5 protein-coding genes are annotated in these 22,204 nt (G+C 48.6%); all 5 read right to left on the bottom strand.

The features are described from left to right. Nucleotides 1-361: 361 nt before the first annotated feature. The 5 genes from FJQ58_RS13170 to FJQ58_RS13150 all read right to left on the bottom strand — a co-directional run bounded on the left by FJQ58_RS13170 (nt 362) and on the right by FJQ58_RS13150 (nt 21,995). Entirely contained in the window at nt 362-4,303 is a 3,942-nt protein-coding gene (locus FJQ58_RS13170) for an S-layer homology domain-containing protein (RefSeq protein WP_139994087.1), read from the bottom strand. Nucleotides 4,304-4,723: 420 nt separating this feature from the next. Then, entirely contained in the window at nt 4,724-18,418 is a 13,695-nt protein-coding gene (locus tag FJQ58_RS13165; protein ID WP_162341481.1) for an S-layer homology domain-containing protein, read from the bottom strand. Nucleotides 18,419-18,692: 274 nt separating this feature from the next. Next, nucleotides 18,693-19,262, bottom strand: coding sequence for a nitroreductase family protein (locus FJQ58_RS13160; RefSeq protein ID WP_139994083.1), 570 nt, complete (start codon nt 19,260-19,262; stop codon nt 18,693-18,695). Between the two features lie 13 nt (nt 19,263-19,275). Beyond that, nucleotides 19,276-20,319 (bottom strand): ABC transporter substrate-binding protein, encoded by a 1,044-nt coding sequence (locus FJQ58_RS13155; protein ID WP_162341479.1) that lies wholly within the window; start codon nt 20,317-20,319, stop codon nt 19,276-19,278. A gap of 89 nt (nt 20,320-20,408) precedes the next feature. After that, nucleotides 20,409-21,995 carry an AraC family transcriptional regulator gene (locus FJQ58_RS13150; protein ID WP_139994079.1) on the bottom strand — a complete coding sequence of 529 codons (1,587 nt, stop codon included), beginning with the start codon at nt 21,993-21,995 and terminating at the stop codon, nt 20,409-20,411. Nucleotides 21,996-22,204 lie beyond the last annotated feature (209 nt).

The raw sequence follows: 22,204 nt of genomic DNA, 5'->3' as shown, positions 1-22,204 counted from the left end.
AGATTGAGCCTCTTTTGTAATCCAACGCAAACCTTGCTCGTTCTTGCGCTTCGGTTCGCGTGTCTGAATAAAAAAAGAGATACAAATAGGGTGCACATTCGCACGCCAATTGTATCTCTGGAGGTCCAGTCGATAATTTATCCTCAGATGCCGTCATCAAGCACTTCATCATTGAGTATGTATCCTCATTTTAGTAGCACCCCGTAAGGATGTCAATGGTTTTCGTGTTTTTTCCCATTGTTTTAGTCGGAATTAAAATAATTTGATTTTATCTCCTACTGTTCTGTTCGTGAAAAGGGAAAGAATGGGCAGCCCAAGGCTGCCCACTCTCGTTCCCTTATACGATTTTTGGCCAAAGCTCTTAACGGGAAAGCAGGTTGTAGAGCACCTGTGCAACTTCCGCTCTGCTCGAGACGTTGCTTGGCAGAAGCTTGCCATTCGAACCCGAGATTACGCCTGCTTCAACGAGTGCTTTGAACGCTTCGCCTGCGTAATCCGCTACTTTACCAGCATCTGCAAAGCTGGATAGCGAAGCAGATCCTGCTTGTGCTGCCGGAAGCTCATCAAGCACATCCAGAGCGCGGTAGAGCAATGTGAACAGCTCTTGCCGGGAGATCGTCTTGTCTGGCGCGAAGCGGTTTCCTTCAAAACCGTTTGCAATGCCGAGACGTTTTGCCGCTGCTAGATAGCCGGTGTAATACGTATCTCCAGCATCCGCAAAGTTGCTTGCTCCAGCCTCATCCTCTTCAATGCCGTAAGCCTTCAGAAGCAGAACGATGAATTGACCACGAGTGATAGACGCGTTCGGACTGAAATGGGTATCATCCGTTCCGCTCGTAATCTCCCGCGCTGCCAAGAAATGAATGGCCGATGCATACCATGATGCGGAAGAAACATCAGAGAAATCAACTTTATTGTAACCAATAATATATTGCGAGAAGTGGACCGTTGAATACTCAACTGCGCCCGTAGACTTATTATAATGACCTTTAACGACTTGCAGCTCGCCTTCGTCAGTCAGATGATAGACGATAATTGCATTCGCATCTTCGCCTGCTTGCAGCGTGTACGGCAATGATACGAATACTTTCGAGCCGCCAAACGAGCTAATGTTGGTTTGTCCTGCGAATACTGACAAATCGTAGACCGGACGATCGCCCAGTACTTCCTTGCCTTCTTCCGTAAGCTCGGATTTGGAGAGAATGAAGCTGATATCGCCCGCATCCGTGTTCGTGCTGATCGCCTTGAGTGTGCTTGCATTGAATACAATCGAACCAAAGCCAACGTTGATTTTCAGATCAGCAGTTGTACCAGCTACAAGCCCGTTGAAAGAAGCTCTCGGAATGGTCACTTGAATATCGTTCTTTTGCTGCGAATCCTCCACTTTAATTTCAAGTGAAGCTTTCTTGCCATCGGCTTCCGTTTGTTTAGCTTTATCAAGTAGTGCTGTCACAATGGAAGCTGAAACTACAGCTACAGCCGTACCTGATTCTTCATTTACGGTAGAAGCGATTGTTGCCACTACAGTGTCACCGGATTGAGTAATGCCTGCCGGTGTTGTTGTGCCACCACCACCGCCACCGATATTGCCACCAGGTGTAGACGGTGCCACAAACTCAGGAACATTAACTGTGACCGTTGCACTTGCTAGCGTGCTTTCTGTCTCTTTGTATCTAACAAGATAGTCGCCTGTAAGCAATCCACTAATTTCCGAACCGATCACAGCCTGATAAGTGGATTGACCAGCGGAGCGATACTCAAGAGCTGAGTTTACTCCTGTGATCTTACCGTTATTTTGCAAAGTGCTGGTCGGTGCTAAGCCTTCAAGACCTGTAGGAGCAGCAACATTTGCTTTAATGCGAAGCTCAACAGCCGGGCTTGCGCTGAAGTCTCCATAAGTGGAGTAACGAACACTATATAGGTCAGGCGTGAGGCCTGTAAGCTTGCCTGCGAGTATTGCTGCTTCTGGCACGGTTACGTAAACAGAACCTTCTTCGCTGCCCTTCTTATATTCCAAAGCGTACTCCGGTTGATATTCCTGGCCTGCCGTCAGGCCTTCAATTTGTCCATCATCATTGAGAAGCGTAGAAGGATGAACCGCGTTCAATGCCGATGGCTTGCCTAGCTCTTTATAACCGCGAACATAAACGGTTAACGCAGCGCTTGGTGCATATGAAATGCCATCTTCGATTTTCGCTGCTAACCGAACAACGTAATCCTTGCCTGGGTCTACGCTAATTTCATCACCAGTAACGGGTACATAAGCTGATTCTGGCGCTTCTTTCAGTTTATACTCAAGACCAGCAGGAAGAGATTTCTGAACACCATTCTCGATTCGTACAATTTTCCCTTTGCCCGTTTCTGATTCAGGCGCCAGATCGAACAGATCCGTCGGTGCAGCTTGGAAGTCAGGAACAATGATTTCTACAGCTGGACCTGCAGCATATAGGGTTTCTTGTACAGTTGTATAAGAACTATTTTCGGAATCAAATCCTGGTTTTGCCGCATATCGAATTTCATATACGCCTGGTGTTAAGTTTGGAATTGCAGTTCCAAACAACGGAACTCCCCCGTTTTGCTTATAAGGTACCGGGAGATATGGCGCTGCCTCTTCTCCTTCAGCAGCTTTCAATCGGTACTCCAATGATTTTGTAGACACAACTTCATTAGCTCCAACAGTTGCTACTTTCGCGATACCTTCAATTTTCGCATCCTCGCCGCCTGGTGTTGTCGGAGGCACAGCGGTTAAGCCGCTTGGCTTCAGTTCTGTTCTTGAGAATAGCGTTCTCAGGCTGTTGACTTTTAAGCTCTTTGTTGCAGCGTTGCTATTGGTATCTCGCCAGTAGCCCATAATCTCCACATGGCCAAGAATTGGCGCCGGATTGCCATTAGCATCTTTATTGCGGTTGTCGTACACGAATACAAAAGGAGCCTGGATTCTGCTTGCGATGATAGGCGTTTTGTTCGTTTTAGCGTCAGCATCCTTATAGTAAATAATATTATTGCTTGCCTTTGTATTCTCCGAAGTTATGTTTTGCAAATAGGTATTAATTAAGTTGGTATAGATTGGTGTAATCGCTTGGCTATTATCCCGCGTGTGCAGGAAGTTGCCGCCAGGATCACCCCAAGCTGGACGTGGATTAGTCGCATATGCTGGTGCACTGCCAATACCGCCATCAAGCTTGGCATCAAAGTTATATACCTTCTCAACTCCATACTCATTGGCCACTTGGTTTACGTATTTCACAATTCCTTGCGTATCGCCGCACCAAGCGCAGCCAATAAGAAACACATACGTGCCTTCTGTAGAAAGCGTATATTTCAGTTCATCCAGCGTAACCGAATCCAGAACGATTTTAGGATCTTCATTGTTAAAAATGACTGGAGTTACGGTAGTGTTTCCGCCTGTAGGAGCAGATCTAAATTCATTATACGAACCTGAAATATACGATTGGTTCGTCAGGACTTTATACTTCGCATTTTTTGTGCCCTCAGGTGAAATTTTATCAAATACGGTGCGAAGTGCCGTCTTGTAGGATTCTGCTCCGCTGCCGTTTTGTAGAGCGGCAAGGCTTCCTGCGCTGCTAATGCCTTCAAGGGAAGCAATGATAGGCGTCGGTTTGCCCTCGGCATCCTTATTGTTTTTGTTATAGATAAACAAGAATGGAGAATCGACAACATTAACCTCTTGCGTACCCGGTGAATTGTCGCCTGTATAGGTTACGCTAACCTTGCCTAAATTTCCAGCAGTAACCTCATTAAGGTTGGTCAAATAACGGGCTCCCAAATCAACATATCGCCTAGAAAAATCAGTTCTTTTTTGTTGGTCAGTCGCTGCTGCTGCTGCATTAGCTACCGTGCCTCCAGGAAGAATTTCATATGTAGGCTGAGCATTAGGCTTTGTAATATCAACCCAACCGTCCGGCCCATCAAGCTTCGTATCGAAGTTCTTGATCGATGTCACGCCGTACTCCTTAGCCACGTCATTGATGTAGCTAATTGCTGCTTGCGTCTCTGGCTGCCAAGAACCACCAAACAAAATAACATAGTTATCATCTGGAGCTGGATTAGTTCCGTCTGTCGCATTTCTTAGTAAATAATCAAGCTCGTAATAAGTCAGTGTTTCAAAAACATGATCTTTGCCTGCAAGCGATTGGTACCGCTCACCGAAATAATCTAGTTTAGTGGCGCTAACCTCAGAGTTGCCAGCCGCACTTGCACTGACTGCTCCGAATGCCGGAAAAGCCAATACGGCTGCCAGAAGCAAAGCGATCCACCGCTGGCTTTTTTTTGCTTTTTTCATCTTATACACCTCTACCTATCAGAATAGTTGGAATTATAATGGCAACAAATCATTCATTATTCTTACTTTTCTATCTCTCTACCTAGTATGCTCTGACGCCGCCCCTCCCTGTTATGAATATGAGGATAAAAAAAGAGATTCGTAGTAGGCAGCGTTGCTCCTACAGCGAATCTCTGGTTGTCCAGTAGATGTGTGCTCTTTCATTATCCGACGAAATGATTCGTAATTCATCCCATGAATCCATCATAAAGCGTCATTCTACTTGCTGTCAATGGTTTTTCCTTATTTCACATCGTTTTAGTCGGAATTATTTTCATAACGTTAAAAAATAGAAAAAACACCCTGTCTCGCCACACAAAGGTGACGAACCTGACAGGGTGTTTTCCTATTACCTAAATGCTTTGCCTACTATTCCGTTCATTACTTTGCTACATTCGTTACGATTCTGTAAATGAGGTTTCCAAGCTTGTAATAATCTTTAAACTCGGTAAGCACCTTCGTACAAGTCTGGCCTATCATGGTTTTGAGGATATCGATCCCAATTTCGAAACGATACACGTCCCATACCGCTTCAAGAGCATCAACAACATTGTAACCAGACAAGGCCATAAGAATGATGGCTTTCTTATAATCCTCTCTTTCGGTACTTCTCAATAGCGTCGCGATCTCCGCTATCTTCACATTGTCGTTCCGCAGCGTAGTTACTGTAACGATAACCGCGATTTCATTATTGCTCAGCAGCTTGCGCTCTACAGAAGACAGAGCGTCGTAAAAAGCTTGCTGCTCACGAGTCGATATTTCCTTAATAATCAGATAGGTCTCGGCTAAATTGTTGGAGTTGGCCATCCGGATTGCGCTGCTTAGCTCAACGAGAGTAATCAGTCCCGAGTCCAGCATCCCCTTGGCAATTTCCTTCAATGACCAGTGCCCGAGCTCCAGCAGATTATATGGAATCCATTGGACACGGGCATTCGTAGCCAGCAGCGCCCGAGTAAGCTCTTCAATTTCCGTAAACCCGCCATCATACAAATATTTAGCGATGTAATATAAACTATTCCCGTAACTATTCAACGCAATCGCCATATCGCTGGATGAAACGCCCAGCTGTTTCAAAATCGAGATTGCATTGTTATCCCAATTGAATGTGTATCTCAGATACTCCCTAACGGAATACCCGTTTTTATGCACCCAATACAGCTGATCTTCAAGAGTTCGGTCTCTCATAAAATTCAGAGCTTCCACCGCGTTATAACCGTACTCCTTCAAAAGACCGAGAATGGCATCTTCTCGCACATTGTATTGATTTAATGCGTTCAAAATGTCTTTGCCGGCATAACCGCGGCTTTTCATTGCTTTGGCAACCTCGACCATAGAAGCATTCGGCAAAGCCAGCTTGACGGTAGTTAAGATGCGGTAAGCGTAGCTTGTGCTATTTACGTAACCGTTTTGTTTCAGCACGTCGAGAATATCTCCCGCTTGCGTATAACCAAGCTTCACGAACATCGCCGATTGTTCCTCTACCGTAGTTCCGGTCCCTCTGCCACTCGTAAAGAACATGTAGAAGGCTCGGATAATGCTGGACCGGTCAAAGCCGAGAGTGAGCAACGTGTCGGTCAAGTAACCGGACTGGTCGGGACCCAATAGATTTTGACGCTCAAGCTCAGTTGTAATGCCGATCACATCGGTTCCATTTGCCTTCATGCGGGCAAGATAAGTGAGCAACGGATTGCCGCCGAACACTTCGCCAACGGCTATGCGAACCTTATCCTGCGGAATCAACGTAGCCGGGATGAGTTCCATGACAGCTGCAGCATCCAGTTGGAATAGCAGCTTCATAGCGAGCACAATATCCGCGACCGTGAATTTGTCTATCATAAACCGAACGACGTTAAGCGGTACAAAGGCGGTTGTAGCCGGGAAAATATCCTCCAATACCCGCAGGTTTGTGTTGGTGTAGTAGACAGCTACGATAGCAAGACCAATGGCTTCCGATTTAAAATAAGGAGAAAGCAATTCCGTCACTTCGCCCGAGTCTAGCTTGTAATCGTACCTTAGATACTGGGCGATTTCCTTGACCTCATAACCGGCCTCTTTCAGAAACAAAACCGCACCTTGTGCTGTCGTAACTCCTTTTAGCTTAAGTACGTCTTTAATAATTGTTACCGGCGTAACAGCCTCTTCATAAACTTTACTCAGCGCCAGTTGAATGGCCGTTTCTTGATACGCAGCAAGGCCCTGAAGAATGGCAAGCGTCTCTTCTCTCGTCATGCCATACTGCTCCTTGCTTACCTTAGCGATATCCTCCATACGGTACCCCGCATGCAGCAGCAGCTCTGCCATAGCTCCGGCAGATGTCACTCCGCTTGCTTTGATCGCTTCAATTACGGAGCCGGTTACCGACTGGCCATAAACGGCGTTTACGCTGTTTAGAATGACGTCCAGCCCGAACAGCTGACTGCCAATGAGCAATGTCACGGCTTCGCCGGCTGTTTTTCCGTAAAACTCTTTTAATACGCGTACGATGTCCGCCACTGGTACTCCAAATTCCCACAAGTAAGGAACAGCCGCTGACGCGTTCGTAATTCCTCCCTCTTCCAAGCGCTGCAGCGCCGTTGACTCGGAAGACTGCCCATAAACGGCTGCTACCGTCACTTCAATGACCTTTTCGTTGTCCGCTTGGAGAGCTTTCAGTACCGCCAACGTTTTATCTGCGCTAAATCCAAAGTAATCCTTGGCCGCACCCACAATATCGTTTAAGGTGTAGCCCATTCCCCGCAAGAAAGGAACAGCCGCTTCTAATGTATTGATTTGACTTCTCTTCAGCAAGCTGGCCAAGCTTTCATCGATTGGTTTGCCGTAAATCTCATATACTGTGGCAACAAGCTCATTAAATGAATAGCTGCTTGTTTCGGTAAGGACACCTAGTGTTTCTCCTGCCGTCATACGGTAATAATCCTTTGCAATGCGGATAATATCCCGCAAGCTATAGCTCAGCCTGAGCTGCGGAATGGCATCCGACAACTGGCCAATGCCCAGGTCGATCATAGCCTGAATCGTAACCTGCTCCAGCGTCAAGCCATACACAGCTGAAACTTCCGCCAGTATCCGGCTCTCCTCATCGACTGCATGATCCATTAAAGCCGATACCGTCTGCGAGGAATCGAGCTGATAATAATCTTTCCCTACCTGGATCATATCCCGGAGGCTAAACTTCATTTTTCTGAGATAAGGCACAGCGTCAGTGAACGTTACAAGGTGCTGCACCTCAAGGGAATCGATAATGCTGGCGTTCTGGGAGCTGCCGTAAATCGTCGATACGGCGGACACTACGTCAGACTGGCGGTACCTTCCCGTATTCATCAGCGCCTGTAGGGCTGCTCCTGAAGAAATGCCGTAACCGTCCTTCGCCATTCGTACCATTGAAGCCAGACTAAATTGTGCTTTGTAAGCAAGTTCAATTCCGAGAGCAAAGGAAGGCGTACCTTCTGCTGCCTGCCGCTGGTACATCGTTAACTCGGCCGATTGCCCATATACCGAGGCTACTGCCTGAATGATTACATGGCTGGATGATAAGTATACGGTTGACAAGCGAAACGCAATTTCCCCAGCCGATTGATTAAAATGGCCTTTGGCAACATTTACGATATCCTTAACCGGGAATCCCGCAGCATAAAGGTAATGTACGGCTTCTCCAATTGTCGTAATGCCTTGCTGCTCCAACGCGCCCGCAACCGTTTCATCCAATCCTTGACCGTATAAGGAGGCCAGTCCGAGCAGAATATTATCGATATCGTTCGGATATTCTTTAGCGAGCAAGAATGAAGCTTCGCTGGAACTAAGGTGATAATAGTCCTTCAAGCTATTTGCAACAACTGCGAGCGAATAACCGGTCATTCTAAGGAATGCAATGCCGTCCTTAGGCTCCACGCTAGACGAAGCGTCCAATAGCTCAGCGATGGTTACTTGTTCTTGTCCGTATAAGGCTTGCATAATGCCTATGGTCGCCTTCAAGTTCCCAAATCTCCGAGTATGAATGAGGAGCCCTTCCATTACTTCTTCTTTCGTATACCCGCCTTTAATTAATGCCGGCCCAACTTTACCCGAGTCGAAATAGGACGGATAAAGCGCGCCTAGCGTATTAATGACGGATATAGCTGTCGCTCCCTGCTCCTTCAGCACTTTGATCCAAATCGTCATCGGATCTCCGCCATAAGCGGATGCAATGGCAGAGCCTACTTCTTCAGGCGCATACGCGGCAAGCAAAAGCGTCGAGGCCTCGGAAGACTCCAAGCCGTACTCCGTTCTCAGTACTAATGCAATATCTCTTATCGGATATGGAGCAAGGCGTGCAATTACTTGCCCAATCGTTGGAGGTACGGCGGTTTGTTTGAAATAGGCGGCAACCTCACTCGCTGCAATGCCTTGCCGGAGGAACGCCCCAATCCATTCAGACCAGCCCCGTGCTTCAAATGCCTCTGCAATTTCTACGAAGGTGTATCCCGAGTTTTTCAGTGCCGCGGTTAAATAGGGCAATCCATTCGCCCGGATCCCGCCCGTTGGGTACAGATTGATCGTTCCTTCAATAATGTCGCCCAGTGTATAGAGACTAGAGAGACTCATCGCAACGGTTACTTCTTGTATTGACGTTCCTGGGAACAAATATTGCGAATCCTTGACGACCGTCGATACTTGGCAAGGACATTTAAAATAATCAAATGCGTTAGTTCTCTCAAGCTCCACCCATTGCTGCAGCGTCAAACCTAATTGAGCTTTTAGAGCCTGTCCAATAACCAGCTTCTCCCAGCTTTTGATGCTTGTAAGCGATCGGGCCATAGTCGTGGCATCCACACTCACCGTCTCATCACTGGCAAAAGCCGTACGAAGCGCGTTCAGTACGTCTACCGCTTCAAAGCGGTCATAGCTGCGGTAAATGACTTCCACCGCATCCTCCATCGTAAAGGATGCGCCTCCGCGAATAACGGCATTCCGAATCGTGCTTAATCCTTGTGCGGTAGACATTCCGGACTGTCGCAGCAGCGTTAAAGCTTCCGAGCGACTGCTGGCCAGTCGATTATTCAGAATGTAAGCCGTAAGTTCCGCCGGGTCATATCCGGCGTGAATCAATGACAATAACATCGTCTTTCTTTGCGTACCTGAGACGGCCGGGTACAGCACGCTGATGGTAGTTGAGATATCCGCTCCAAAGCCTTCCCGAAGCAATTGCGCCCTGCTCTCCATGTCATACCCATGATCGGCAAACCCTCTCATGGCCTCACTCAAACCAGTCACTTCGGATCCCCATCCGCTCAGTAAGGCACTCGCAATATCAACGTTTTCGTATCCTCTGCTTTTCATAGCGCCAACGACAATAGTCGCTCCATCGCCGGAAGCCTGAATGCCTTTGGCCAACTCCGCAGTAGGGATATCTTCCGAAAGCATGGCTTCGGCTGTTTCCTGCTTGCCGAAGGAGCTTCTAAGAATTGCATAGGCTTGTTCCGCGTCAAATCCAGCGCCCATATAAGTCTGAACCGCCTCATTGGCATGGCTGAACGAATACAAGTCTCGCAGCGCAACTCCTATTTCGCTAGCCGGATATCCGGCTTCTCCAAGAAGCTTCGCGTTATCCACACTATTGGCTGAATAAGCATCCTTAATGACAACGGCAGCTTCCGCTGCCAGAAACTTCGCGGCTGCTATAGCTTCAACAGTGCTTGCGTTCGATAAGTCATAAACGGATTGAATAGCTTCCCTAATCTCGCTCAAGCTGTACTTGCCAAGCTTTAATGCTGCAGTGGCGCTGGCAGCCTGCTCCGCATACGTATAGCGCAGGACATAGGCGGCAGCATCAGCCGTTACCCCTGCCAGTTTAAATGGTGCCACCAGCTCCCGCGTCTGATAGCCTTTGTTGCGAAGTGGAAGTGCAATATCCTCCGCTTCGTAACCAGCCGAGATGAAATCCGGAATCAGAAGAACATAGTTGGCGTTATAGCCTGAACCGCTTAAAGCTTGAAACAGCGTAGGCGCATCTGCGCTAATCTCATAGAACAGGCGGATGAATTCACTCCATGCCAAACTGTACTCGCTCTTGACCGCCTTCGCATAATTAGCCACAGTAAATCCCGCTTGCCGGAGCAGCCTTAATGACTCTAGCGCAGTCTTGCCATAATCAACCCGCAATACATGTACAGGATAGACCGCATCATACTGGCTGGAATAACTTTGAAGGAAGCCATCCAGCGTGGAGACGTTAGCTACCTGATATTCTCCAAAAGTAGCCAGATAAGTCTGATTGACCGCCTTCACCCGGTTGTTACCGCTATAAGCGATAGCTACGGTCGAAGTGGAGCTAATTACTGCCCCGCTGCTGCTCCAAGTCAGCTCAATTTTCGTTGCATCGGCCGTTAGCCTTGTCATAACCCCGCTTTGCCATTGATTATTAATTTTCACGGAAAACGTGGATCCGGAAATAACCGAGGCAAGCGGTTTATCAAAGGTCAGCGTAATGGCCTTTCCATTCGTACTAGATACCGCCTCGACCAGCTCGGGAGGCGTGCTCACATTGCTGATAACCATTTCGGGCCCGAAATCATACCCGTCCTTGCTTAGGCGAAGCTTAAACTCCTTGTTATACCCGATATATTCGGTAATTGAATAGGTTTGTCCAAAGTCCGGTGTCGAACTTGAGGTTGGACGATACCAAACTGCGGTGCCATTATGCATTTCGATATTCAAATTCGGTACCGGAGCGCTAAGCACCAGATTAAAACCGTTTTCGTTTACGCGTACAAAGGATGCGGTGATAAAAAACGGGACATACACCCCTTTTAAATTTGCTTGCCCTTCAAAGATATAGCCTTGCTTGCTAAACGATACCGTGTACTTTTTCCCTTCGGCCACATTCGCATTAATTAAGAAGGATCCTGCCTCTTCGCCAGCAACTACTCCAGTGACTGCGAATTCCGTCCCGTCCTCCGACAAGAGCGTAATATCTTCCGGCTGCAGATCCTTCGGACCCGCTCCAACGAAAGTGACCTTCAATCCGCTTCTGGCAGCAGTCAAGCTTTTCGGATACTCCGTTATAGGTACATAAACATCAAGCGGTCCTTCTACCACACGTTCCGGTATTTGAACAATCAGCTTGTATTTCACGCCTGCAGAAAGCGGAGCAACGAGGTTATAGACCCTTCCTGCACTCGGTGCGTCAGGATGATTCGAATTTGGATTCGTAAGCTGGAAGCCAATTTCTCGTCCTTGGTCATCCTGCAAGGTAAGCCAAGCACGATCCAAATTAGCAATTACTTTGCTTAGTTCCAATGTAAAACCATTGGTCGTTATTTGAGCTGCCGCCAATTGAATGGGGGCCTGTGCTTCTGGCACAGGCGCAGCCGGCACAAGAATCGGCAATCCATTGCCGAATGCGTAGCCGCTCTTCGCCAGAGTCAGACTGTATGCCGCTCCCTCTTGGAGCAGAGCACGAACCGCATATTGGTTGCCGTCGTTCAACGCTGATGCGGAGACAATCGTAACCACAGCGCCTTGGCTATTGCGCAAGCTAAAGTCACTGATGCTCAGGCCTGGAACAGCGGTATCCAGCTGCACTTCAAAACCTTCCTTGCCGACTTCTATTACAGATGGATTTATCGATATGGGTACATAAGCGTTCAATGCCGCTCCGAAATCATATCCGCCCGCCATCATGATCAGTTTGTATGTTTTTCCTCCTTCGAGTGCTGCGGATAACGTATAGGTTCTTCCGCCATTATTAGATATTGCTGTTTTTATAGCTACTAAGCCGCCTTGCGAATCCTTTAACGTAAAATTGCCCACGGTCAGTCCGCTTAATCCCGGCGCAAGGGAGACAACAAGTCCCGATTCGGTCGCGCTCTCCACCGTCCCTATCATTGCGCTTGGCAGCAATGCCGACAATTTTTGACCAAAATCGTATCCGACTTTACTTAGAGCAAAGGAGTACGTTTTGCCCCCCTCATAAGAGGCTTTAATCCGATACGTTAGTCCGTCATCATCCGATACGACTGAAGCTGCGGTAAGCCGATTGCCTTCCTCGTCCGTAATGGCAACATGGCTGGCATTCAAGCCCGTTACGGCAGGGCTAAGGCCGATGACAATTTCCGATGCGCCTGTGCTTAGAAGCGCAGCATTTGCGATGATTGGGACATCAATTACGATCCGTTTGCCAAAATCATAACCGGCTTTGATCGGAACAATCGTGTACTGATCTGCCCCCCAAAACTCAGCTTCGATAAGGTAACTATTTCCCCCATCGCTTGTGGTTGCGGAGGTGATTGCCTTAGTTCCGCCGTCCGCGCGTTTAAGCTGGAAATCGCTTAAGCGCAAATGAGGTACGGCTTGATTGAAATTTAGAATAAATGCTTGATTGTTCCCGCTGATCATCCCGCCAAAACTCACCCCAATGGAGCGAATAGAGAAAGATATCGGATCGCCATAATCGTAGCCCATTTTTGAAATGAGCACAGAATAAGCTTTGTCAGGAACAAACGTAGCGCCAAGCTCGTACGAATAACCGCCGTCGTGTGATACATTCGTGCGAATTGCGATTCTTGCTCCGTTTTCATCAAAGATTTGAATATCCGAGGTCGATAGCATCGTTTGCTCCGTAAAGTGCAAAGTGACTCGCGACACGGTGGCTTGCACAGAAGCGATGGACCTTGCGTTCAACGTAATTTTGTCGAGCGCCGTGAACAGGTAGCCCTCTTTCTCTACAGTGGCCGTATAGGTGTTTCCGCCTTTTAAAGGAACCTTAACGGCATAGCTTGCTCCTTCATCACTCGTCTGAATGGATTGTATCGCAAGGGTATTGCCGTTATGGTCTTTAACCTTCACGTCTGCGAGCTGAAGATTCGGCACCGACGGGAAGAAATAGACGGTGAAGCCCTGCTGCGACTGGCGAATAAGTACCGCGTCAACGCGAACCTTTAGTCCAACCGATAGTGGGTAACCAAAGTCATATCCCGGATAGGAAACAACAAGGCTGTATGTCTCGGACACATTAAAATTACCATGCAGGGAATAGCTTGCCCCTCCTTCGAATTGAAGCGTAAATCCGACTGGCTGACCTTTACTGTCTGTCAGCTTAAAGTTGTCGCCAGTCATTTCCGTAATAATCGGATAGACATCAACGACAATTTCCGCTGCCGTCGTGCCTGTCAACCTAACGAAGCCTACTGCGGGTGTATCCACCTTTACAGGTGCCGCCAGCGCAAACTCCTTCCGGTTCAGCTCCAGCAAATATTTTGCGCTGAATATGGAAGATACGGCTACCGTATAGGTCAGGCCCTGATCTTTTGTGGATAAGGAGTATTCCGTGTACGGAATCTGCTGTCCGTCTGGGCCCCGAAGAATGATTTCGGAAGGCTTCAAATCGGCCACTTTTTCGCTAAAGCTGAGTTTAAAGCTATCCTTCTTCATTTCGGATACGGAGGCGGTAATCATCTTAGTTAAGATAAACGATACCGGCTCGTAACGTTGATAAGTCAATTCCGGTTTGACTAGAACCGTATAGGCTTTGCTAGCAATCAGTGTTGCTCCCAATAGATAGCTGCGACCAGAATCCGATGTTACAGCCGAAGCTACGGTAACGGTTTCCCCTAGTGCCCCCCGAATAACGAAATTCCGCTTCCCAAGTCCGGGAACAGGAGTATCAAATTGTACGGTAACTCCCGCAACGGAAGATCCAGCAATGGTTGCCGCAGAAGGTACCTTGAAGGCTAGATAGCTGAACGAATAGCCTTCTGCTTCAATATCAAACATATAGGTTTGTCCACGCGTCAAAGCAAAAGTACCGCCAAAAGTCATTTCAAAGCTTTTCCCGTCGGCGGACATCGCAAGCGTACCTGGGTGATAGCGGTTGCCTTGTTCATCCTTTACCGCAAGGCCCTGCCCATACTCCATTTGTCTAAGAGGCGTAGAGAAGGTGACCGACACAGTCCCGTCTTTCGAAACGTCGGTAATGACTCCGGTCACGTATTGATTGACGTAAAACGGCACCGGCCCGCTAAACTTTGTGTAAGCCTTGCGGAAAGCAATCGTATAATCACGATTACTGATTAGATTCACGCTGACGTGATAGGACAAGCCACCGTTGCTAGTCGTCAGCGCCAATCCGTTAACCGGATTGCCCTGATCATCAGTCAATTGAATATGATCCGGCAGCAAGCCCGGAACTGCTTGTTCAAATGCCAGGTCAAAGCCGCTCATAGCTATATTGCTGATGGTCGGTTGCCCTGCATCGATCGTCTCTCCCGCTTCAAACTCAATGCCTTGTGCCGGAAGATGGCCGGGAAGACTCAGGTTATAGCTGCCGCCAGACAAGTCGGCCTTCAGTCGGTAAGTGAGACCTCCATCGGTTGTCACCGCGTCTTGCACCGTCACCTGCTCCCCCGTACTCTTGCGGGTCAGAACAAATTGTCCTGGCATTAAGCCGGCAATAGCGTAGCTGAGCTTGACGCGAAGCCCCGTATCAACGATTTCATCTGCCGATATCGTGGTGACGACAGGAACGTGAACGTTATAAATCGTCTGGTCCATGGTTGCGCTGACTTTCATTACATAATCGCCAGGAGCCAGATTAGCCTCAATTCGATAGCTCCAGCCGCCATCGCTCGTCAGGACAGATCGCAGTGTCACGTTGCTGCCGTCTGCCTTTTTGAGAACAAAGCCATGGATTGGATCTATGATAGCCGGAGGATTAAGAACAAACGTGAATCCGGAATAGGATATGTCCGTAATGGCATTTTTCTCTGCTTGAGTCACCGACTTCGGAATCCCAAAGTCGTAGCCCTCACGTCTCACGCTAATAAAATAAGGTTTTCCCCTTAAGCCATTATAGGAAACAATATAAAATCTTTGCTGAGGGTCCCATAAGATATTTGTAATGGCTACTGCATTGCCCGAAGCATCCGTGACCTTGAAATGTTCCGCGGTCATATCTGTTAGGTTCGGGTTAAGCCCCACCATAACATTGTTCGGGCCGACGCCCGAATACCAAGGGTTAATCGTTGTCCGCACAATGCTTGCCATATCTCCGAAATCATAGCCCTCGCTGCTCACTTGAAGGGTTACAGGCTGATACTGCATGGCAGCTGATTTAACGAAATAACTGTTGCCGTTATCCGAAGTAAAGACACTGTCTATGGTAATTGGAGTGCCATTTGTATTCGCCAGAGAAAACGCGTCCGCGGTTAATCCCGGAACAGGCACGCTGAAGTGCACGATAATGCCTGCATTGGACAGCTCATACACGGTTTGTCTCTCCACCGTTATGTTCTCTGGAATGACGAGTGTGCCGACCGTGTATCGGTCATCATCGACATCAATTCGGTAATGAAAGCTACCCGTTTCCGTAAAGTTAGCCGAAATGGTTGCAGAGCGCCCATCCGCATTCGTCTGAACCGAAGAGACGGCAAGCGGCTCCCCTTCTTCATCCTCAATCGTGATTAAGGCATGAGCCAAATCAACCACATCGTTTGGAAAATTTAGCTGAAAGCCTTGGCGGTTAACCCAGCCTACGTTCGCTGGAATAAGGGAAGGTTCAACTTTTAAAACAACTTCGCCGTTAAATTCGTAACCTTCTACATCGAGTGATAAGGAATAAGTTTCCCCTTTGGTCAGGGAGGAATAGACTTCAAATTCTTTGCCCACGGAAACCGCGCTAAGCATGTTAATGCCTACGTCCGATCCCGCGTCATCCTTCAATACAAAGCTAAGAGCGTCAATTCCCGGAACTGCCCGGTCCAGCTCCAGCATAAAGCCTGCGGTCGAAATTCGGCTAACGGCAGCATGGACCGAAATGTTGCCGCGTGGTGCAACGGTAACCGAAAGGGCTGCGCCAAAGCTATATCCCGTTTTCCGAATGGTTAGCGTGTATGTCTCTCCTTCCAGCAAATTCGCTTTAACGGAGTAGGCCATTCCGCCATCATCGGCATTAACATCTGTCACTTCAATTGCAGTACCTGCAGCGTCTACCAACGCTAGATTAGTTTCCGTTAAATCTGTGACTGGAGTATCCAGCGAAATCATAAAGCCTGCCGTACTTACTGCAGATACGGAGGCGCTCACGGGGATAACGTCCGGATTGGTTACCGGAACGAACAGCGGCACAGCGCCGCCAAAATCGTATCCGCTTTGGACCACCGATAACGAATACGTTTCACCCTCAACAAGTGGCGCATTAAAAGCATAGGAGCTGCCGTCCGCACCCTCTGTAATAGCTAGAATAGCGACGCTTTTGTTCCCATGCTTTAATGTAAATGCAGCGTTAGTCAAATGAGCAACCGCAGGACTCAGTAATAATGAGAAGCCAGCGGAGCTAGTTCCATATACCGATGCGGTAACGGATACCGTAGGCTGCTCAGTGAACGGGAATTGAAACCCGATATCACTGCCAAACCGGAAACCGGTTTTGGCGATCGTCAGCTTATATGACTCACCCTCTGTGAGGGCGGCTGAGACAAAGTAAGAGCTGCCTCCGCTCAGCGTAGCGACAGATGTTACCGCTATGCTGCTGTTTGCTGAATTTTTTAAGGTTAGATTAGCGGCGGCAAGCCCCGGTACTGGCGCGCTAAACGCGAGCCTAAATCCCGTAGCGCCTGCTTGTCCGGCAGTGGCGGTGACCGTTATATCCACCGGATCGGTTGGACCGGTCGGGCCTGTTGGCCCACCAGGCGAGCCCGTTCCCCCTGTAGCTCCCCCGCCAGACAAGCCACCTTTATCCGTTACTTCTTTATGTACGGGCTCCTTTTCAAAGGTAACTCCTGGTGAATCAATGAGAGCATTTTCAATTGTTCCTTTGCCCTTCACGCTCGCAGCCCCATGCAGTTCCATGTTGGTAATGCTGACACCTTCCGCGAGAGTGATGATCGAGCCATTAACCTGTCCAACCACCGTCAATTTCGCTATTGATCCTGAAGCAACCGTAAGCTGAACATCGCTTTTTACATCGACATGACTAAACCTCCCTGACAAAATAACATCGCCGGATGCGGAGATACTAATTCCGTCGATTCCACTGTCTTCGGTTGTAGAAGATTCAACCGTTGCGGCGGTCAGAACCTCCATCTGACTAATCACTGTCGTGCCTCCGACAACGACCCTAACCCGACCGTCGACTTTTTCAACGACGACGCTCCCAAGCTGCGAATTATTAATATGAATGCTATGCTCACCGCCACCGTTAATGAACGTGGTTCCAAGCACCTTTACTTCATTTAAGAAAACATCGCCTTCACCAACGTCCTCTCCAACGGTGAGGCTCCCCTTGATCGTCACATTGCGGAGTGTCGTACCCGGAGCTTGAATAATGACGTCGCCGGCAATCTCTAAGTTCCCTTGAGATGGACCCCATATGCCGCCAGTTTCAAGAATCTTGGCATTGGCAGTTATGCCATCCTCTGATCTTGTCGATTGCTTCAGCACCCGATCCAGCATGCTAACAGCCTCCGCACGTGTCATCGGTTGAAGCGGCCGAATCGTTCCATCCGTAAGCCCGTTCATATAACCCGCATCCATAATCGCTTCCAATGGATTTCGTCCGTAGCTCGGAACGCTCGCCTGATCCTTGAACCCGCTAAGCCTCTCTTCCCCCTCCTTGCCAATGACCGGCACAAGCCGCGACAGGACAACGGCTGCTTCCACTCGGCTCAATTTTTGGTTAGGACGAAATGTGCCATCGGCATAGCCTTGTATATATCCGGCTCCCGACGCTGACTGAACTTGCGCAGCGTACCATGCTGTCGGTGCCACATCCGTAAAGCGGCTGTCTCCCGCACCCTTAAAAACAAACAAGCGGTTAATCAGCGTTACATATTCAATTCGGCTTAGAGCCTGATTCGGCTTAAAGCTGCCATCCTCAAACCCTTGAATCAAGCCCTGTCCCGCCCATTCCCTCACCGTCTTCTCAGCCCAATGACCCGATAAATCCGAGAACGAGCCCGTAATCGGAGGCGGAACCATGGATGCTGCGAAGGCTTGTTCACTCGCGTTACCCAGACCGGGAGCGACAAGACCAACTACCAAGCTTGCGATCATGATCCACCTCAGCAGCAAGCCCCGTAGTTTCCTTATTTCTTTTTTCCTCACCGTAAAATCCCCTTTCATTTTGCCAATCGGAATTGGTTTAACCTACAACTCTTTATTGGATAGAGCCCGAATTCGGCAGCGTTAGTGACCCTTAGGCTTAAGTCTAATGACCTACGATAAAAGAATAATAAAAGATTTCCACGAAAAACGACAAAAACCGCGCAGCCACACGGCTTCGCGGTCTTCATGACCTGTCAAAAATATTTATCGTTCGCTCTTTATATTCTGTCAAACACAAATAAGTACGCACCCGAATGGATGCGCACTGTATTTTCTAATCTTCGATTAGCGTCAATAGCTCCAGCGCTGGTGTGCGGAGCTTTGGATCAGGCCTTGCTTCCGGATCAAAATACCCCAAATGCAGCGTGCCGACAACCTTCTCTTCAGACGTTACGCCGACTGCAGCCAAGAATTGAGGGTCTTCATTATAAGGACTTGTTTTCCACACGACTCCAATGTCACGCTCCCACGCCAGCAGTTGAATGTTCTGAATTAGCGCAGCGGATGCCGCAAAAGCTTCCTCCCATGCCTTCTGTGGCAAGTTGGCCTTCATAACCACAATAAGATGAGCAGGTGTTTGGCTGCAGTAAGCCTCCCGCATTTGCGAACCGTGCTTGGCCACGAATTCCGAAGACCGAGTGCTCAATACCGCCTCTGCGAACGCCAGTCTCCCATCACCCACAAACAGGATGAACCGCCAAGGCTCCTTCTTCGAATGGAACGGAGCCCATACGGCATCCTCCAGCACCGCAAGGAGCAATTCCTTCGATATCGGATCGCCATTAAATTCCTGAATGGTTCTTCTCTCCCGTATCGTCTCTATGATCTTGTTCAATCTGTTCATATCCGATTAACCTTTAAGGCTGAAGCGAGAATGCAGCAGCAACCTCGTCGATAACCTTGCTCAGGCCAATGGGCCCGAAGCCCGCAAACCAAAGATTCGCATCCCCAATATAGACTTTTTCATTTTTCACGGCGTTCAAGTAAGACCATATCGAAGTATCCCTAATATTATCCAACGCCAGCTTGTTAGCATCACCAGGTCGAAGAATAACAAACATGCGGTCCGGATTCAATTCCGGCAGTACCTCCGCCGAAATCGGAACGTTCCATGAATCCTTAAAATCGATACCCCCCACGGATGCAGGCGTCAAACCTAACGCTCCAAACAGCGTAAAGTTATCACTAGGCTGAATCAGCTGCAATTGCTTGTCCTGCACCCGCATAAATGCTACCGTTTCATCCGGTGCTTCGGCTGCTAGCCGATCATGTACATCGATAACCTTCGTCTCATACTCTGCTTGAATGCGGTCCGCCTCAGCTTCCATACCGAAGACAGCTGCCGTTTCGCGGAATCGTTCCCAATCCCCTTCATTCTCATTGTCAAAAAGAATCGTAGGCGCAATTTTGGATAACTCGTCGTAATTAGCTTCATTCAAGGTCTTGGACGCCAGGATCAGATCCGGCTCAGCCTGAAGCAATGCTTCAAAATTCGGAGCTTCCCCTGATCCAATGACCAGCGTATCCTTCATCTGGCCCGCTAAATATTCAGGAAACCCAAGATCATTGTAAGTAACCATAGCATGAGGCTCCATGCCGAGCGCAAGCAGGTGATCTGCGAAAACATAAAGCATTCCCGCTACCTTTTTCGGATGAGCCGGCACTACCACGTCTCCCTTAACCGTAGCAATGGTCCTTGTCTCCGCTTCGGTTGTTGATGGAGAAGCAGAACTTGTTGAATTGCTCGATGAATCCGTCTGTTCTGATGTGGAACCATTGGCACTGCCTCCAGAATTCCCGTTAGCCCCACAACCAGCTAACAAAGCTACAAGCAGCATAACCGCGAGAACGACGGCCCCCCGTCTAATAAAATGCGAGAAAAAATGAATGTTCGACAACACTTGCCACACGCCTTCCAATGTGATTTTGATAATCATTATCATTGTTTATTATAAGCAGACTTTGCTTTCATAGCCATGGACGTCCATGCTCACGGCATGGACGTTTGGCTCATGAACAATTCGGCCGTGCGGCGTAGAAACGAATCATGAGACAACGACGTGTAACAGGAATAACTTCGGGATGCGCCAAGGTCATAGACGCGGCCACTTCGTACGGCTTTAAGCTCCCGCCAGACCGAATGAGAGGCCAGTGAATACCGAAGTGCCTCGCGCTGCCGGACTTCATCTGCAGTGAACAAAATAAGATGATCAATATCATACTCTGCCAGTTGCTCAATCGTCAGCATCCGAGAATGGGAGACTTCCGCTAATTGGCTTGGCCTCTCCAGCTGCAAATCCCGATACAGGACGGTCCCTAGATTTCTACTTCCGAACAATTGGAAACGCCCACTCTGAAATTGCGCTACAGCCACCGTCTGGTCGCCGATTCTATCTCTCATAGCAGCACGTGATCGTTCGGCGAGCGTTTCATACTGCTCCAGCCATAACTCTGCTGCCTGATCTTTGTTGACCGCTCTCCCAATCATACGCAGATGGTCACGCCATTCTCCTTGAAAGGACACCGTACAGGTCGGAGCGATATGCCGGAATAGATCCGCCTTGTCAGGCTCGGCATAGTCCGTTCGTTCAAATCCAATAATGAGCTCAGGGCGTGCAATCAGGAGTCGATCAAGCTCTGGCTGTCCATGGCCAACCTCCAACGTATCGCGCAATCCAGCAGTCGGCTCTTGAGACGGGTTGACCAAAGCCGCATAAGGCTGAACGCCCAGCGCAAGCAGATGACCGGTATAAGGAATGGCAGCGGAAGCTATGCGTGAGGATGTCCGGTGCTTCTTTATATATACTGTGGGGGAAAAGCCAGTAATCGCTTTAAATTTACGGCTAAAATAAAACTCGTCTTGGTACCCGACCCGATGTGCCGTTTCCCGAATCGTTCGCTCAGCACCGAGCAGTATATCTCCTGCATGCGCAATCCGGATTTCATTCAAATACTCCATCGGCCCTTGCCCAACGTCCCGCTTGAACAGCCTGGCATAGTGAGCAACGCTCATCCCGGCCATTGCCGCCAAAGCCTCACGAGTAAGGTCTTGTTGAAAATGGGCTTCAATATATGCTTTGGTTAGCTGAATTCTCTCGCGGACATGATCGAATGGAGGATGCGGTTCCAGCTCTGCCCGCTTAAGAACAGACAGCAGCAGCTCTTGAAAACGAATATTCGCCTCCATCCGGTCCCATTGGCTACCGTACCAACCGCTTGCTATGCTTCGGGCGAGCACAGTTGCTTCCTGCAATGGCATCGCCTGGTGGATGACGGATTCCTCTGTCTCCCTACAGATCTCACCGTCTATTCCCTGCCCATAGATGTCGTAGGAAAATTGATTAAATGCAAGCGGCTGGCTGCTCCAAGAGTTGAATTTACACTCCATACCCGGCGGAAGGAGCAGTACATGAGCGGGATGCACTACTAGCCTTTGAGCATTAACAACCATCTCTCCGCTGCCATTTGTAATTACAAGAAGCATATGCTGCTCTGATTGCTGAACCTGAGGCACCATAGAGGCTGCTGTAAACGTGTGTGCGTCCAAGAGCGTAAATCTTCTGTCCGATTTCCTCATTTTGTTTGTCCGCTCCTTTCGTTGCGCTGGCTTTCATCTATTTAGGTCTAAGCCATTCCTGACTCTTAGAAAAGATTGCGATTAGTATATCTATAATATCGTGCATATACCTTATTTTTTCGCTCAAACTAGTTGATATTCATTCTCATTCAAGAGCATAGCTTAATTATACCTGTTTTTCAACTGCTCTTGATTTCAATATTTTATAG

The sequence above is a fragment of the Paenibacillus paridis genome (assembly GCF_006345825.1).
Classification (GTDB): domain Bacteria; phylum Bacillota; class Bacilli; order Paenibacillales; family Paenibacillaceae; genus Pristimantibacillus; species Pristimantibacillus paridis.
This window is presented reverse-complemented; position numbering and strand designations above follow the sequence as displayed.

Coding starts and splice junctions, on each gene's coding strand:
- FJQ58_RS13170 (WP_139994087.1), bottom strand. CDS start 4,303: ATGAAAAAAGCAAAAAAAAGCCAGCGGTGGATCGCTTTGCTTCTGGCA.
- FJQ58_RS13160 (WP_139994083.1), bottom strand. CDS start 19,262: ATGAACAGATTGAACAAGATCATAGAGACGATACGGGAGAGAAGAACC.
- FJQ58_RS13150 (WP_139994079.1), bottom strand. CDS start 21,995: ATGAGGAAATCGGACAGAAGATTTACGCTCTTGGACGCACACACGTTT.